Below are 16,218 nucleotides of genomic sequence, written 5' to 3'. Positions count from 1 at the left end.
GCGATCACCCTTCACTCCGCGTGGGGCGGGTTCACCGATTTCGGGTCTAAAATAGACCTCTGGCCGTGTGGCCCAATGAACTGACGGCCATGGAGGGTCATGTTTAGCGCACTTGCAGATCGTATCCGGGGGCTCGCCTCGCTATTTTGGCGTGAAGTGGCCAAGTTCGGAGCCGTGGGCGGTGTGGCCTTCGTCATTGACTCGGCCATCTTCATCTGGCTGTTCACCGGACCGATGCACGGCAGCGAGGTCTGGGCCAAAGCGGTGGCAACCATTGTGGCAAGCATCTTCTCGTGGGTTGCCAACCGTTACTGGACGTTCAGACACCGCAAGCAGGCCAATGTGGCCCGTGAGGCCGCGCTGTTCGCGGTCATGAACCTGGTGGGACTGCTGATCGCCTCAGGCTGCGTCTGGTTCGCGAAATACATCCTGGACCTGAACGACAAGCCCTCGCTCTTTATTGCCGGCAGTGTCGTGGGCCTGGTCCTGGGCACCATCTTCCGCTTCTTCGCTTACCGGTTCTGGGTCTTCAACGAAGAACTGGATCAGGAGCCGGAGTTCTCCCACGACCATGAGCTCATCGAACGGCACCATCGTGAGAAGGCAGCTGCCGCTGCTGCCGTCGCCCAGCACGGGGAACAGCCGGAGGCAGACTCACCGGAAAGCCGCCGGCAGCAGTCCTAACCCGGCTGTGCAGGGAAAGCTACTTGCCGTGGATGCGTTCCGCGGCCAGCAGCTTGTCCGTCAGTTCCACATCGGCGTGAGCCAGCACCACTGAACCACCGTTGTGCCACGCGCCGAGTGAGTTCGCCAGCGCCGGCTCCAGCCCTTCAGAGGCCGGGACCAGAAGCCTGACGCCTTCCTCATGCGGCGCCGCAAAACCAGTGATCAGGCTTTCGTGGATGTGCCGCTGGCCTCCGCCAGCCCGAATGGCACAGCCGGCCGCCGAAGGGTCCGTGTGCGCCATAAAGACGTCGCCATGGGAGCGCACCTCGGCGGCGTAGTCGATGACTCCGGCAGGCAGCTCACCAGGCCACCGCATCGCCAGGGCTGGCAGCGCGACAGCGATCACGGCGTCGTGCTTCCGCTCAACGGTTCCGGGCCTGTCGGTGACCAGGAGCTCCGCCTCCCCGCCGTCCAGGACTGTTTCCATGCCCAGCTGCCAGGCGGCCAGTGCCCAGATCATTGACTTCCAGTGGGCTGGCAGGTCAAGAGTCAGTCGCATGCCGGGCTCGGCGTCGAGTTCGTCCTGCAGCAGATTGCTGGTTTTTGCCACCCAGTTGTCCAGCACACGACCGGAGAGTTCCACGCGCTCGGAGTCGGGGCCGTACCAGGTCAGGCGGGGCGACGTGGCGTGGCCGGAACGCAGGGTGGTCATCAGATCTATCGCCGGGATGCTCATGGCTTTATCTTGTCACGGACCCAGCGGGGCGTCCTTGGCGGGGATGCCGCGCACGGAGTCCCTATGGGTCCCGGTCGGGTCCGGCCGGGCTGTGATGTTACTCACAGGAGTTTGTCATCTTATTTGTCTAATTCGGGCTGCGTCTGTATTTTTGGCAGCTATTCAGCGAAGTCGGGACCTTTTGGCTGCCGATGTGGACCGCCAGGCCTCCATCGCGCCGGACCTTTGGAAAACTCACGGGCGTGGCGTGACCGGGATTGGCCCGGAAAGTTGATTATTATCTGTCCGCGGCTTGACTCCCCAGTAGTTACACGCGTGTAATTAGATATCGAAAGTCACTGCATAAATACGGACACGCAACCGAGTGTCCAGGTATTCAGGCAAGGGCTGCAACATTTGGGGAGGGTCGCCGTGGGGCAAGCAGAGCGTATCCATGAAGATGCCGTCGTCGCCGGACTGGCAACGGCAAAATACCGCGCACGGGGGGTGCCGAGCGACTGGTACGTCGATCCCGCGGATCCCGACGCCGCGGACCGTTACAACCGCAATACCAAAGACCCCCTCCAGGACCAGGCCACAGCCTTCCTGGCGGCGCACGAAGCACTCCTTGACGGCGGACACGACCAGGACGATGACGACCTGGATCCGCCCATGGAACTGCGCACCCCGGCCCAGGGAACAAGTTCCCAGCCGGTGTGGATCGGACTGCCGTTCAGGCAGGACTTCGACGACGAAGGTGAACTCGGCTGGCAGACTGATGCATTGTGCGCGCAAACGGATCCGGAAGCCTTCTTCCCGGAGAAGGGCGGATCCACGCGCGACGCCAAGAAGGTCTGCGGTGCCTGCAATGTGCGGTCGCAGTGCCTGGAATACGCGCTGGCAAACGACGAACGGTTTGGCATTTGGGGTGGCCTTTCCGAGCGTGAGCGCCGGCGGCTAAGGAAGCGAGCAATCTAATTCTTCAGGAAGTACATGTCACTGCCGTTGTGGTGTCCCACAACGGCAGTGCCTATCTCCCCAGAATCCTGGCTGCCCTCGCGGACCAGACCCGGCCCGCGGACTCCCTCATCGGAGTGGACACCGGATCCCGCGACGACTCCGCCGTCCTCCTGGAACGGGCCTTCGGCGCAACCAATGTAAGCACCTTTCCGCCCGGCAAGAGCGGCATGGGCGGCGCCGTGCGCGCCGGGCTCAACAAGCACGCGCCCTGGGAAGGCCAGTCCCAGCGCGCAGCCACAGAGTGGGTCTGGCTGTTGCACGACGATGCGGCGCCGGCCCCGGAGGCGCTGGCCGAACTCCTCAGTGCCGTGGAGCGCGCACCATCCGTGACCGTGGCCGGCTGCAAGCAACTGGACTGGCACTCGGAACGCCGGCTGATCGACGTCGGACTCTCCACCAGCCGCTGGGCCGAGCGGCTTACCCTGATCGATGCCGACGAACTGGACCAGGGCCAGTACAACGGCCGCACTGACGCGTTTGCGGTGAACTCGGCCGGCATGCTGGTCCGCCGTGATATCTGGGAACTCCTGAAGGGCTTCGACCCCGCACTGCCGGGCACCGGCGACGACGTCGACTTCTGTTGGCGCAACCGCCTCGCCGGGCACCGTGTGGTGGTGGTTCCCACTGCACGGATGTTCCACGTCGCCCACCGGCCGCATGCCCAGGGAAACGCTTCCGCGGCGCGAAAAGCCCAGGTCCATCTGCGCCTCAAGCACGCCCCGCTGTGGAAGGTGCCTGTCCATGCGGTCGGTGCGCTGCTTGGCAGCATCTTCAAACTCGTGCTCAGCATTGCGGTCAAGGATCCCGGGCACGGTTTCTCCCAGCTTGTGGCCACATTCGCTGCCCTGGCCCGGCCCGGTGCCGTGGCAAAGGCCCGCCGGACCGCGGCAAACAGCCGGCGGATCCGGCGGTCCGTCATCAAGAAGCTGCAGACGCCCCGGCGTGAAGTCTGGAACCACCGCCGCTCCCTGATGGAAGCCCTGGGCGCCGACAACTCCACGGCCGATGGCCTGGTCCATGACCCCCTGGCGGACCAGCCCACGGGGGACTCATCAGATGACTTCGCTGCCCTGACCACCACCGAACGGGGTTGGGTGGGGACCGGCGCCATCGCCGCCATCATCATCGCGTCCGCGGCTTCCCTCACGGCGCTCACCGGGATGTTCCGGGCCGACGCTGTTTCCGGTGGAGGCCTCATTCCGGTGTCCTCCACCCTTGGCGAAATCTGGCACCACGCCTCCAGCTGGTGGATCAGCCTGGGGGCAGGGCTTCCAGGCAAGGGCGACCCCTTCGGCTATGTGCTGTGGATCCTTGGCCTGCTCGGCGGGGGAGACGCCAACGCGGCCATGGCCTGGCTCCTGCTGCTCGCCGCCCCGCTTTCCGGCCTGACCGCATGGTTTGCGGCCGGGGGCCTGACCATCCGGCGCCGCTTCCGCCTCGTTGCCGCACTCTTCTGGGCGGCCGCTCCCGCCTTGCAGATAGCACTGAACCAGGGCCGGGCCGGTGCCTTGGTGGCCCACATCATGATCCCGCTGCTCGTCCTGGCGCTCCTGCGCGCCACCGGGTCCGCCGTGGGCCACGGACGTTTCATTGTCCCGTCCCCGGATGACCGGCGTTTCACCGAAAAACCACCCGCACGGCCCGGGATCAACGGCATGCCGTCCTGGACTGCTGCCGCTGCCGCAGGGTTGACGCTGGGTGTTGTGACCGCGTCGGCGCCTTCCCTGCTAGTCCCGGCCGTTGTGGTTATTGTCCTCTGCGGGCTGATGCTTGGCCGTCGTGGCCGCACCGTGTGGTGGGCTCTTTTGCCCAGCGCTGCGCTCTTTCTTCCCTTCGGGCTGTCCGTTATCGACCGGCCGCGGGCACTGCTGGCAGACCCGGGTGTTCCGCTGGGATTCGAGCCGGCCCCGCTGTGGCAGCAGTTCCTGGGCCAGCCGCTGCTGTTTTCCGCCGAAGGTGGCCTGTCCGGCGTTCCGTTCTTCAGCGGCCAGGCGATCCCATGGGCACTCGTGCTGGCACTGCTGCTGGCCGTTCCGGTCCTGCTGCTTGCCGTTGCCGCCCTGTTCCTCCCGGGTATGCGCAGCAGGACAGCACGTGTTCTCTGGGTGGCGGCTCTGGTGATCTTCGCCGGTGGCTGGCTCGCAGGGCACGTTGCCACCGGCGCGACTGCCGACACCCTCGTGACCCCGTTCACCGGTCCAGCCGTCTCCGCCGCAGGGTTCGCCCTGCTCGGAGCCGCCCTGATCGGTGCCGAGCGTTTGCTTGATGCCGCGGACCGGGCAGCCTCGCCGAGTATTCGGCGCAACGTGGCCCTTCGCTCCGCGACGGCCCTTGCCATGGTGGTGCTGCTGGCCGGTCCGCTGGCCGGCATGGCGGTGTGGTCGGCCCAGAACCTGCTGCGTTCCTCAGCCGTTGCCCTCCCGGCCGACGTGCCGGCAGGGCCCGCGCTGGGAACGCCACGGCTGGTGCAGCCAGGCAGTGCCCGGACGCTTCCCGCCACCGCCATAGACCGTGGCACCGGGCCGGAGCAGACACGCACGCTGCTGATCAGCACCCAGGAGAACGGTGCCTTTGAGGCGGCCCTGATGCGCGGTGCCGGGACCACCCTGGACAGCTTGTCAACGATTGCCGCCGCCCGGAACATCCTGGGCGCGCCCGGCCAGGAGACGGTCAGGGAGGACGACGACGTCACGGCGTCCATCCGCAGCGTGGTGGCCACGCTGGTGGCCGGCCAAGGCGTGGACCCCCGTCCCGAGCTCGAGCGCCTTGGTGCCGGATTCGTGGTGCTGCGCTCGGCAGATACCGCCGCCCAGCTCACGGCCAGCAGGATGGACGCAGTTCCGGGGCTCGTTGCCGTCGGCCAGACGGATGTCGGCTGGCTCTGGCGGATAACGCCGCTGAACCAGCCGGTACTGCAGCCCGCCGACGTCGCCCATCGCGTCAGGATCGTGGACGGCACGGGCGCCACTGTGGCGCTGGTGCCCTCCAAGTACGACGACGTCGACACCCCCGTCGCCGAGGGACCGGAAGGGCGGCTGGTGGTGCTCGCCGAACGGGCTGACAAGGGCTGGAGCGCCTGGTTCGACGGGCGGAAGCTCACTGCCACGACATCCGGCTCGGCCCAGGCCTTTACCTTGCCTGCCACCGCCGGCCAGCTGACCATCCGCTACGACACCCCGTGGGCCCTCTGGTCCGGAATCGCACAGATCACGGTGATAGGACTCACTGTGATGCTCGCCATTCCCATGCCCGCGCGCCGGCCCAACACGGGGCTGTCGAGGGACGAGGGATCTTTGCGTAAGGAACACCAGAATGCATAAGGACGCAGCCCGCAGGACCCCTCGCAAGCAGATGCTGGCAGGCCTGGTCTCGGCCGTGGCGATTGTGGCCGCAGCCGGCGCGGGACTCGCAGCCTCCTCGGTCGCTCCGCAGCCGGCGGGGAGCCGCAGCATCCCGGCCGTGCTGGCTGCAGTTCCCGCAGGCGCCAGCACGGGGGTATGTCCTGGCCCGGCCCGCCTGCTCGAAGGAACGGAGGCGGGCACCGACCCCCAGTTCAGCCCCGAATCCGCGACCGCCAAGAGCGCTGTCACCGGCGCCGTCCTGAGCGCCCCCGGCGGTGTCCTCCCCGGCAGCAGGCTCGCCGCCCTTGACGGAACGCCCGCCGTCGAGATCGCCAAGGACGGCAGCCAGCCCGGCCAGGGGACAGGTCCCCAGGACCTGACCGCCGGCGTCGTCGCCGGGCACAGCGTGGATGATGCCAGCTTCCTGAGCGCCGACGCCCAGGCAGGCCAGAAGCCCTCAGCCGCCGGGCTTATGAGATTCACCGCCACCGACGGTGACCTGCAGGGCTCGGCGGCTGCCAATTGCCAGCCGCCCGCCAACGACCTCTGGCTGTCCGGTGCCAGCACCACCGTGGGCCGCACCTCCCTTCTTGTCCTCAGCAACGCCTCAAGCACACCTGCCACCGTCAGCCTGGAGCTCTTCGGCAGCAAGGGCCAGATCCAGGCCCCGGGCAGCAGGGGGCTGCTGGTCGCGCCGGGAGGTACCCGCTCAATCGTCCTGGCTGGCCTGGCACCTGGTGAAGCCCGGCTCACGGTCCATGTCCGGAGCGCCGGCGGTCCGGTGGCCGCGTCCATCCAGCAGAGTGTCCTGAGGGGACTGACGCCCGGCGGCGTCGACTTCATTGCTCCGGGCGCCGCACCTGCCGCACGGCAGGTCATGACCGGAGTGGACATACAAGACGCCGGCTCGATCTCCGCATTCACGGGAAACAGCGGCTACAACGACGCCGGCCCCGCGCTGGCCATCACGGTTCCGGGACCGTCGGACGCGGTAGTGGAGGTCAAGCTCTTCGGCCGGGACGGCCAGAAAGCCCTCCCCGGCGGCGGCGTTGTCACGGCAAAAGCCGGGGCCGTCACCGAGATTTCCCTGGCTGGCGTCCCCGCCGGCCACTACACGGTGTCCACCAGTTCGGACGTGTCATTTGTGGCCGCAACCCGCATCACCCGGGGCGTCACGAACGGGAAGGCCTCGGACGTCGCCTGGGCTGCCTCCGGTGTCCGGCTGGGAAGCCAGCATGTGGTGCCCGTTCCCCAGGGCGGTGACCGAACCCTCGTGTTCGGCGTCCTCGAGAACCGGGCCACGGTCTCCTACGCCGCCATCACCGCGGACGGCAAGATCCACGCGGCCGCCACTGCCGACGTCGCCGGCGGCACCACAACGTCCATCAAGGTCCCCGAGAAGGTGGACGAGTCGGTAGTGGTGGCGTACGTTGTCTCCGCGTCAGGTGACGCTGCCTACGGCGCGCTGCTCCTGCAGCAGGACGGCCGGGACGACATCTCCACGGTGGCCTTCACGCCCGCGGCTTCAGGTCAGGAAAAGGTGCCGGTCTCCCTGGGATACTGACAGGACAGTACCGGCGGCGTCAGTACCGGCGGCGGTAGACCGGATCCAGGGTTTCCGGTGCTACGCCGAGCATTTCGGCGGTGTGTTCCACGACGACGTCGTGCACCAGGTCCTGGAGTTCCTCCCGGCTGGCGCAACCCTGCTCAACCACCCGGCGGTACAGGGTGATCACCGGGCCTTCCTCTGCCGTGGCGGGGGTGTAGGCGCCCATGGGAGGCGGGGCGGCGTCGGCCACCAGTTGCTCCAGCTGCGGGGGTATTTCGTCGACGGCAAACCGGACGCCGTCGAGCGTTTTGCCCCAGATGTCGTGGAGCCGCTGCGCGGAATCCAGCACCATGTCGTCAAAGCGGTCCGACCGTGTCCTGTAACCGGGGTGCGTTGGCAACACCAGCTCCCCGCGCAGGCCGCGACCGTGGCGGTTCCGGCGGCGCATCGCAAAGCTTCGGCCGGGCGAACCCGAACCCGTTTCTGCGGCGCGGTCATCCGGGTCAGCCAAACGGACCGTAAAAGCTGAATTATGGTTCGATGACTGCATACCTTGACTGTAAACCCGGGCGCAGAATTACGCGACATAACCCCGGTTTTCGTGCCAGGGCGCGGCGCCGATTCGGCAAATACTCCGAACAAGTTCGGATACGGAGTAGTCTGTGATGTCGTGGGAGCTATCCGTCAATGTTCAAGGTCAGCCTGCCGTCAGTCGGCGGTGGCAACTTTGACGTACGTCTATGCCGACTCCACCGCCGTCCTGGGTCCGCTTGCCACCTACGCCGAGCCGCATTGTTACGATTTGTGCGAGCAGCACGCCGGGTCACTGACCGTGCCCCGCGGCTGGGAAGTGCTTCGCCTGGCGATGCCCACAAGCCCGCAGCAGCCCGGGCCGGACGACCTCCTGGCCCTCGCCAACGCCGTCCGCGAAGCAGCGGCCCAGCCGCCCAGGTCGCAGACCACGCCGGGTCAGCGTGGCTTGCATTCAGCGCTGGAGGCCCCGGCCGGCACCGAAGGCGTCCGCCGGGGGCATCTGCGCGTCCTGCGCGAACCTTCCTGAGGCGGTTCTGGCGGTAGGCTGGAACCTGCTAATCAGTCAGCCAACGGCGCGAACGCGCCCCTGTCGGGAGCACCAATCATGCCAAAGATCAGTCCTGAACTGTTGTCCGTCCTCCGCTGTCCCGTGACCGGATCGCCCCTGGTCCAGGAAGGCGAAGAGCTTGTGTCGACGGCGGCGGGAGATTCGGGCGTGAAGCTGCGCTACCCGATCGAGGACGGTATCCCGCTGCTGCTGCCGCCGGAACTTCTCCAGGCCGCCACGGCTGCCGGCTCGGACCAGCACGATCACGCCGTCCGGCCGGCCACGGACCCAGGCCCCGCCACGGACAAAACCGCAGCTACTGCCTAGGCAACGCCTGGACAACACGTACCACCACCAGCGGTCGACTTTCGCGCAGAGGCTTCAACGCCGTCGCCGCCATCGGACAAAAGCAAAGGAACCCCATGACATTTGATTACAAGGTAGCCGACATCTCGCTGGCCGAAGCCGGCCGCCACCAGATCCGCCTGGCCGAGCACGAGATGCCAGGCCTGATGTCACTCCGCAAGGAGTTCGGACCCACCCAGCCGCTGAAGGGCGCCCGGATCGCCGGATCCCTTCACATGACGGTCCAGACTGCCGTCCTGATCGAAACCCTCACTGCCCTTGGTGCCGAGGTCCGCTGGGCCTCCTGCAACATCTTCTCCACCCAGGACGATGCCGCCGCAGCCGTCGTGGTGGGCACGGGAACGGTCGAGGACCCGCAGGGTGTCCCGGTGTTCGCCTGGAAGGGCGAGACGCTGGAGGAATACTGGTGGACTGCACAGCAGATCCTGGCCTGGCCCGGCGCGGACACCAATCCGGAGCTCGGCCCGAACATGATCCTGGACGACGGCGGCGACGCCACCATGCTGGTCCACAAGGGCGTTGAGTTCGAAGCTGCCGGCGCTGTACCGGCGGCAGGCGAAGATGAGTCCGAGGAAGGCCGGATCTTCCTGGACGTGCTTCGCGCCTCGCTGCAGGAAGACCCGCAGCGGTGGACCCGGGTCGGGGCCAGCCTGCGCGGCGTCACCGAGGAAACCACCACCGGCGTGCACCGCCTCTACCAGCTGGCTGAACAGGGCAAGCTGCTGTTCCCGGCCATCAACGTCAACGACTCGGTCACCAAGAGCAAGTTCGACAACAAGTACGGCATCCGCCACTCGCTGCCTGACGGCATCAACCGCGCCACCGACGTCCTGATGGGCGGCAAGGTAGCCGTCGTCTGCGGTTATGGCGACGTCGGCAAGGGAGCCGCAGAGGCATTCCGCGGCCAGGGTTCCCGCGTCATCGTCACAGAGATCGACCCCATCTGTGCCCTCCAGGCAGCCATGGACGGCTACCAGGTGGCCAAGCTGGAGTCGGTGCTGAGCCAAGGCCACATCTTCATCACCACCACCGGGAACAAGGACGTCATCCTGGCCGAACACATGGCCGGCATGCGTGACAAAGCCATTGTGGGCAACATCGGCCACTTCGACAACGAGATCGACATGGCAGGTCTGGCGCGGATCCCCGGCATCAAGAAGGTGGAGATCAAGCCGCAGGTGCATGAGTGGGTGCTCGACGCCGGGACCGCCGAAGAGCGCTCCATCATCGTCCTGTCCGAGGGGCGCCTGTTGAATCTGGGCAACGCCACCGGCCACCCGTCCTTTGTGATGAGCAACTCATTCGCTAACCAGACCATCGCCCAGATCGAGCTGTGGACCAAGCGGGACCAGCCCGAAGGCGAACGCGAATACAGCAACCAGGTCTATGTCCTGCCCAAGATCCTGGACGAAAAGGTTGCCCGCCTGCACCTCGACGCCCTCGACGTGGAGCTTACGGAACTCTCCAAGGAACAGGCCGACTACCTGGACCTGGACATCGCCGGACCGTACAAGCCCGAGCACTATCGTTACTGACGTGTGATGCCCCGGGCGCAGACCGCGCCCGGGGCTGTTATGTCCAAGCATTAAGATCGGACTATGGAACCTGATGTTCAGCCACGCCGGCGGGGGACCGCCAAGAAAATTCTCTTGGTGGCAGCCGTGTGTGTCCTTGCCGCAACGGGCGGCGTCTTCGCCGCCGTCGCGCCGGGTTTTGCGCGCGGTGGCCTGGAGTCCGAAGCCAGCTCGGCAGTCCGGTCCGTGCCGGGCGTCGCATCGCCCGTGGTGGCCCCGGTCAAGGTGGACGTCACGCCGGCCAACGCCGCAAAGCAGGTGAACCCGGCAATGCCGGTGTCGCTCAAGGTGGGCAACGGCAGGATCGAGAGCGTCACGCTGACCAGCACCGCCGGCGAAGTAGTCCACGGCACCTTTGCAGGGGACGGCAGCAGTTGGACAGCGACCGACCCGCTGAAATTCAACACCGAGTACAGCTACATGTATGTGGTCACTGACGGGGCGGGACGGGATACCAACACCACAAACTCGTTCAGCACCGTTTCGAGCACGCACGAGGCTGATGCCGCCATCTACCCGCTGGACGGGATGAAAGTTGGCGTGGGCCAGCCGCTGCAGGTCATCTTCAGCGAACCGGTGGTCAACCGGGATGCCGTGGAGAAGGCCATCAAAATCACCTCCAGCGCAGGGCAGGCCGGGGCCTTCCACTGGTTCAGCGACACCATGGTCCGGTACCGCCCGGAAGCCTTTTGGGCGGCGAACTCCACAGTCACCATGGACATGCAGCTGTTCGGCGTGGACCTCGGCAACGGCCAGATTGCCAACTTCAACAAGAAGGTCACCGTGAATTTCGGTGACAAGCGGGTGGCTATCGCCGATGCCGCCGCACACACTTTCACGCTCAGCGTTAATGACCAGGTAGTGAAAACCCTCCCGGTCAGCATGGGCGATCAGCGTTTCCCGTCAGCGCGCGGCTACGCGGTCCTGATGGAAAAGAACCGCTATGACCACTTCCGGGCGGCCAGCATCGGACTCAAGCCCGGCGATCCGGCCTACTACGGCGAAGTGGACGTGGAGTATGCCATCCGCCTCACCCTGAGCGGCGCCTACATCCACCAGGCGCTGGAGTCCGCCTACCCCTTCATCGGCAAGGCGAACGTCTCGCACGGCTGCATCGGGTTCGCTCCCGACGGCGCCGCCTGGGTTTTTGACAACATGACCACCGGCGATGTGGTTCAGATCATCAATACCGAAGGCGACTACGCCGCCGTCGACGACGGCTATGGCGACTGGAACATCCCCTGGGCGGAGTACAACAACTAGGAACCGCTTGGCCCAGGGCCCACGGAACAGGACGAGGTTCAGGTCTATGGCCCGAACGGCAGGCGGTCCAACCGCTCCGCCGTGGCCGAGTTCCGGCGCCGGGCCTGCTGCAGCCGCGCGAGTTCACGGTGACGGCGTTCGGCGGTGACGGCCGCCAGGTACTGGTCCGGGCTGGTTCCCGGGGGCGGCGGAGGGGCCACATGCCGGGCCAGTTCCGTGGCTATCGACGCTGCCATTCCGGCGGCGGACAGAGGTGACATGCGTCCGGCCTGCCGGATGAACTGGGCGGCCTGCCGTGCGGTCGCATCCGGGATCCGGCCGATGTCCGCAGCTGTGGCCCAGCCCTGAAGCTGTGGGGGAACAAAGACGCGGACCGGTACCTCTGCCGGCACGCGGCGGCGCAGCGCATACGTGCCGGCAAGGATGTCACCCAGCCGCTTGGAGCGGCTGTTGAAGAGGGCGACGGCGATGGCGAGGCCACCCAGGGTGAGGTAGATTTCCAGGAATCCAGTCAGCCCCCGGATCACGGCGTGGCGGAACCGGATGGCGCCGCCATCGTCCCTGACCACACGCAGGCCGGCCGCCAGTTTTCCGAGCGAGAGCCCCCGGGTGAGGGTCTCCACGGCTACCGGGACAATCACGAAGCAGAAGACCACGCTCACCAGCGTCAGCGCCCGCATTGCTGCCTCGTCAAGGTCCTGGCCGGCGGCTGCGACGCCCAGCAGGATCAGGACCAGCAGGATGATGTTGAACAGGACATCCAGCAGCAGGCCAAGGGCACGGGCGGCGAAGGATGCGGGGCGCAGTTCCAGGACAACGGCCTCGCCGGTGATTATCGAACTCAAGCGGATACCCCAATCCCTTGTCAGCCATCCTGCGGACCTTCATAGTCTATGGCGGCTAGGCTGTTGCCGTGGATATGGATGCCTTCTCCGCCGCCAACGGGGACAAGTGGTCAAGGCTGCACCAGCTTGCCCATAAGCGGCGCCTCAGCGGCGAAGAGGCCGATGAACTGCTGCGCCTTTACCAGTCGACGTCGGCCCACCTTTCCTTCATCAGGTCGATTGCCCCGGAGAGCGGCCTGTCGGCGTCCTTGTCCGCCACCCTGGCCCAGGCCCGGACCCGTTTCACAGGCGCACGGTCCAACGTGATGGCGGACCTGGCTCCGTTCTTCGTGGCTGCCCTGCCGGCGGCTTTGTACCGCCTGCGGTGGCTGACGGTGGCCTGCGGCGCCGCATTTATCCTGGTTGCCGGCGCCTACGCGCTCTGGATCGGGACGTCCCCCGAGGCCCTGCGGTCCGTTGCCTCCGAGGCCGCGGTCCGGCAGTACGTCGAGAAAGACTTCATTGGCTACTATTCGGAAAATCCTGCGGCCTCGTTTGCGGGGGCCGTCTGGACCAACAATGCCTGGATCAGCGCGCAGGCGGTGGCCCTGGGCATCACCGGCTTCTGGGTACCCATGATCCTGTTCACGAACGCCCAGGGCGTCGGGATCGCCGCCGGAGTTTTCGCCGCCGTGGGCCGGCAGGATGTCTTTTTCAGCTACATCCTGCCGCATGGCCTGATGGAACTGACGGCTGTTTTTATTGCCTGCGCGGCGGGCTTGAGGATCTTCTGGGCCATGGTGTCCCCGGGACCACGGACGCGGGGACGGGCCGTGGCTGACGAAGGCAGGTCGCTGATCACCGTGGCCCTGGGGTTGGTGCTGGTGCTGTTCGTTTCCGGATTAGTGGAAGGTTTTGTCACGCCCAGCCCGCTTCCGGTATGGGCCAAGATCGGCATCGGCCTGGCGGTGCTGGCTGCCTACTGGGGCTACGTCCTGGTATGGGGACGGCGGGCCTATGACGCCGGTGAACGCGGCGACTTGGTGGCCGGCGACGCTGGATACAGCGAAATCGCCGCATGAATCCGCGAGCGACGGGGTGGCTCCTCGCCCACGTGGAGGAGCGGGCGGTAGGCTCGATATCAGATACACGGCGCTGCCCGGATCAGAGCCGGCGGCGTGGAACCCAACGGAAGTGACGCTGCTGTGAACGACAATTCGCCGACCCCTGCCAAACGCACGGAGCCGCAGCCGGATCCGGACCTGGATACTTCGTCGGACTCGGACGAGCCCGCTTTTGCCTGGCTGAACGATTCCGGCTCCAGCACTCCCGATGTGTCTCCAGCACGTAGCGCCGGTATCGGGCAGGGCGGTGTCACCCAGCCCGAAAGCCGCGCCGGGCGAAAAGCCGCGGAGGCCGCCGTCGAACCTCCCGCCGCGGTACCTTCCGTAGAAGAGTCGCTCCGCAAAGAACCGTCCGCCCAGGGCGCCACCCGAAACGGTGCCCACTTCAGTGAGCCGCTGCCCACGTCAGCGCTGCAGGTCCGTCCGCCGCAGGAGGAAGTGGAGCGCCGCAACGCGGAGCGCGAAAGCGCAGCCAACGCCAAGCCAGTGGCCCCGCGCATCTGGCAAGTCCTGCTGGCCCTTTTCTACCCGGTGATCCTGCTGGTGCTGGCCGTCCGCGCTGTCACCAGCCCGCTGTTCCTGTGGGCCGAGTACAACAGGCCCGGGTTCCCGGGCGACGGGTACGGGTTCAGTACCGACGACCGGATGACCTACGGTTCCTACGCGGTTGACTACCTCAGCAACTGGGCGGGGCCGCGGTATCTGGGTGATCTGGTCAATCGCACTGGCGGGGACCTTTTCAAGGACGGCGAAGTCGGCCACATGGCCGACGTAAAAGTTGTCATCCTTTCCGCGTTTGGCGGGGGAGCACTCCTGATCGTCCTCAGCCTGGTGGCCATCGCCTACCTGCGCCGCCGCAGCACCGGCGGTGTGCGCCGCGGACTCTTCGCGGGATCCATTGTTGCGCTGGCGATCATCCTGGGCCTTGGCGCATTGGCCGTGCTCGGCTGGCAGCAGTTCTTCACCGAATTCCACCGGATCTTCTTCGCCAGCGGTTCCTGGACGTTTGCCCTTGAAGACACCCTGATCAGGCTGTTCCCGGGCCAGTTCTGGATCGATGCCGGTATTGTCATCGCCGCGCTGGTCCTCCTGGTGTCCCTGGTGACGCTCATCCTCACGTGGCCCACGCGCCGTCGTCGCGGCATGGCCAAGGATGAGCCGATCGCCGCTGAGGCGTAGCCCCAAGCAACTGCACGTGCTCAGCCGTTTATTTTGGCGGGCTGCTTCTTGCGGCCGGTGATGGTCAGGTAGCCCTGAGGGTCCAGCTCGCCGAGGTCCCCGGTACGGAAGAACCCGTCCACAAAGGCCTCGGCGGTGGCCGCTTCGTTGGCGTGGTAACCCTTGAACACGCCGATCCCCTTGACCAGCACTTCGCCGTCCTCCGCCACGCGGATGGTGGTGCCCGGCAGGGGGACGCCCACACTGCCCACCCTGGTCCGGGCGGGCGTGTTGGCCGTACAGGGGGCGGTTGTCTCGCTCAGCCCGTAGCCCTCAAGGACCGGGATCCCGGCGCCGCGGAAGAAGTGCGCGTCCTCAGGTGCCAGCGGGCCGGCCGCCGATACCGCGTAACGGACCCGGCCGCCAAGGAGCTGGCGGAGCTTCGGGTACACCAGCCGGTCAAAGACGGCGTGCCGTGCCCGCAACGCCAGCCCGGGTCCGCTGCCCCCGCCGCGGGCCACGGTGTCCTGTGCCGCCGAGAAACGGATGGCGGCGGCCGACGCAGCCCTGAAGATCCCCGCTGTCCCGGACCTGGCAGCCTGGTGCACGGCGTCCGCCCGGACCTTCTCGAAGATCCGGGGCACCGCCAGGAGGAACGTGGGTTTGAACGTGCCCAGATCCGCCCGCAGATCAGCAGGACGGCTGACGTGTCCCAGGGTGGCGCCCGCATGGAGACACGCCACCTGGGCAGCGCGGGCGAGCACATTGGCCAGCGGCAGGAACATCAGGGTGCGCGCATTTTGCCCCTTGAAGATCTCCGGGAGAAAGGCGACGACGTTGACGGCCACGAGCGCAAAGTTGCCGTGGGTGATCACGCAGCCTTTGGGCCGTCCGGTGGTGCCGGACGTGTAGGCCAGGGAAGCGACGTCGTCCAGGCCCGCGGCGGAGCGGTGGCGTTCCAGCTCGGCGTCCGTGACGCCCATTCCGGCAGCCGAGAGGCTGGCGAGGTTCGGGGCGTCGCCGTCGTCATCCATCCTCACCACGGGGACCAGCCGGTCCTTGAGCAGGGTGGAAGACTCCAGGATGCCTGTAATAAGTGACACCTTGCCGCGGTCCTGCGCGAACACGCGGCGCGCGCCGGCGTCGTGCAGGATCCACTCCACCTGGCCGGGGGTCGAGGTCTCGTCGATGGGGACACTCACGCCGCCGGCAAACCAGATGGCGAAGTCCACCAGGGCCCACTCGTAGCGGGTGGCGGACATGACGGCCACGGTGTCGCCGGGCTCCAGGCCGCCGGCGATCAGTCCTTTGGCGAGGGCACAGACATCGTGCAGGAATTTTTGCGCCGGAACGTCGGTCCAGCCGTTGGGGCCTTTGCGCGCGTAGAGGGCGTGGGCCGGGTTGGCGGCCTCCCGCTGGCGCAGGAGATCCGTGACATTGCTGCCGGGCTCCAGCTCCACCAGGAGTTTTGTGCTTGCTTCTCGCACGGGGGGGTCTCCGTTCCGCTGCCTCAACGCAGTTCGCGGCTGGTCAGGGT

The 16,218-nt window shown here is 66.6% G+C and carries 13 protein-coding genes and 1 pseudogene; 10 read left to right on the top strand and 4 right to left on the bottom strand.

Going from position 1 to position 16,218, the window contains the following annotated elements; translation table 11 throughout:
- Positions 1-99: 99 nt before the first annotated feature.
- Positions 100-684, top strand: a complete 585-nt coding sequence (locus V6M49_RS13455) for a GtrA family protein (RefSeq protein ID WP_246848743.1) — start codon at positions 100-102, stop codon at positions 682-684.
- A gap of 19 nt (positions 685-703) precedes the next feature.
- Here the strand turns inward: V6M49_RS13455 and V6M49_RS13450 are convergent, their stop codons facing one another.
- The gene (locus V6M49_RS13450; RefSeq protein WP_141139870.1) at positions 704-1,402 is read right to left on the bottom strand and encodes a TIGR03089 family protein; all 699 of its coding nucleotides are present in this window, start codon (positions 1,400-1,402) and stop codon (positions 704-706) included.
- A gap of 411 nt (positions 1,403-1,813) precedes the next feature.
- On the opposite strand from V6M49_RS13450, the gene V6M49_RS13445 reads away from it, so the two are divergent.
- Genes V6M49_RS13445 through V6M49_RS13435 form a run of 3 tightly spaced genes read left to right on the top strand, consistent with a single transcriptional unit; the run spans position 1,814 to position 7,306 of the window.
- The gene (locus V6M49_RS13445) at positions 1,814-2,359 is read left to right on the top strand and encodes a WhiB family transcriptional regulator (protein WP_083510248.1); all 546 of its coding nucleotides are present in this window, start codon (positions 1,814-1,816) and stop codon (positions 2,357-2,359) included.
- A 29-nt stretch (positions 2,360-2,388) separates the two neighbouring features.
- Positions 2,389-5,721, top strand: coding sequence for a glycosyltransferase family 2 protein (locus V6M49_RS13440; protein WP_442959731.1), 3,333 nt, complete (start codon positions 2,389-2,391; stop codon positions 5,719-5,721).
- Entirely contained in the window at positions 5,714-7,306 is a 1,593-nt protein-coding gene (locus tag V6M49_RS13435; protein ID WP_332761390.1) for a DUF5719 family protein, read from the top strand. Before V6M49_RS13440 ends, V6M49_RS13435 begins: the two co-directional genes overlap by 8 nt.
- A 19-nt stretch (positions 7,307-7,325) precedes the next feature.
- On the opposite strand, the gene V6M49_RS13430 is transcribed toward V6M49_RS13435, so the two are convergent.
- Positions 7,326-7,841, bottom strand: coding sequence for a metallopeptidase family protein (locus tag V6M49_RS13430; protein WP_104061002.1), 516 nt, complete (start codon positions 7,839-7,841; stop codon positions 7,326-7,328).
- A 120-nt stretch (positions 7,842-7,961) separates the two neighbouring features.
- Between V6M49_RS13430 and V6M49_RS13425 the strand changes: the two genes are divergently transcribed.
- The 4 genes from V6M49_RS13425 (at position 7,962) to V6M49_RS13410 (ending at position 11,575) form a co-directional block, all read left to right on the top strand.
- Entirely contained in the window at positions 7,962-8,351 is a 390-nt protein-coding gene (locus V6M49_RS13425; RefSeq protein WP_141139874.1) for a DUF3499 domain-containing protein, read from the top strand.
- Between the two features lie 78 nt (positions 8,352-8,429).
- Positions 8,430-8,699 carry a Trm112 family protein gene (locus V6M49_RS13420; RefSeq protein WP_141139875.1) on the top strand — a complete coding sequence of 90 codons (270 nt, stop codon included), beginning with the start codon at positions 8,430-8,432 and terminating at the stop codon, positions 8,697-8,699.
- A 95-nt stretch (positions 8,700-8,794) separates the two neighbouring features.
- Positions 8,795-10,273 carry an adenosylhomocysteinase gene (ahcY, locus tag V6M49_RS13415; RefSeq protein ID WP_141139876.1) on the top strand — a complete coding sequence of 493 codons (1,479 nt, stop codon included), beginning with the start codon at positions 8,795-8,797 and terminating at the stop codon, positions 10,271-10,273.
- A 63-nt stretch (positions 10,274-10,336) separates the two neighbouring features.
- Positions 10,337-11,575, top strand: coding sequence for a L,D-transpeptidase (locus V6M49_RS13410; protein WP_332761389.1), 1,239 nt, complete (start codon positions 10,337-10,339; stop codon positions 11,573-11,575).
- 44 nt (positions 11,576-11,619) lie between these two features.
- Here V6M49_RS13410 and V6M49_RS13405 read toward each other — a convergent pair whose 3' ends face one another.
- Complete coding sequence (locus V6M49_RS13405; RefSeq protein WP_332761388.1) at positions 11,620-12,420, bottom strand: RDD family protein; 801 nt, start codon at positions 12,418-12,420, stop codon at positions 11,620-11,622.
- Positions 12,421-12,488: 68 nt separating this feature from the next.
- Between V6M49_RS13405 and V6M49_RS13400 the strand changes: the two genes are divergently transcribed.
- Together V6M49_RS13400 and V6M49_RS13395 are read left to right on the top strand one after the other, a co-directional pair.
- Positions 12,489-13,481 carry a stage II sporulation protein M gene (locus V6M49_RS13400; RefSeq protein WP_332761387.1) on the top strand — a complete coding sequence of 331 codons (993 nt, stop codon included), beginning with the start codon at positions 12,489-12,491 and terminating at the stop codon, positions 13,479-13,481.
- Between the two features lie 123 nt (positions 13,482-13,604).
- Entirely contained in the window at positions 13,605-14,702 is a 1,098-nt protein-coding gene (locus V6M49_RS13395; protein ID WP_332761401.1) for a TIGR01906 family membrane protein, read from the top strand.
- Between the two features lie 44 nt (positions 14,703-14,746).
- Here the strand turns inward: V6M49_RS13395 and V6M49_RS13390 are convergent.
- Positions 14,747-16,168 (bottom strand): annotated as a pseudogene (locus V6M49_RS13390) (AMP-dependent synthetase/ligase); the annotation flags it as partial.
- Positions 16,169-16,218 lie beyond the last annotated feature (50 nt).

Origin of the sequence: Pseudarthrobacter sp. (assembly GCF_036675385.1) — a bacterium.
GTDB lineage: Bacteria > Actinomycetota > Actinomycetes > Actinomycetales > Micrococcaceae > Arthrobacter.
Note: the sequence above shows the minus strand (reverse complement) of the source record. Positions and strands in the feature narration are given on the sequence as shown.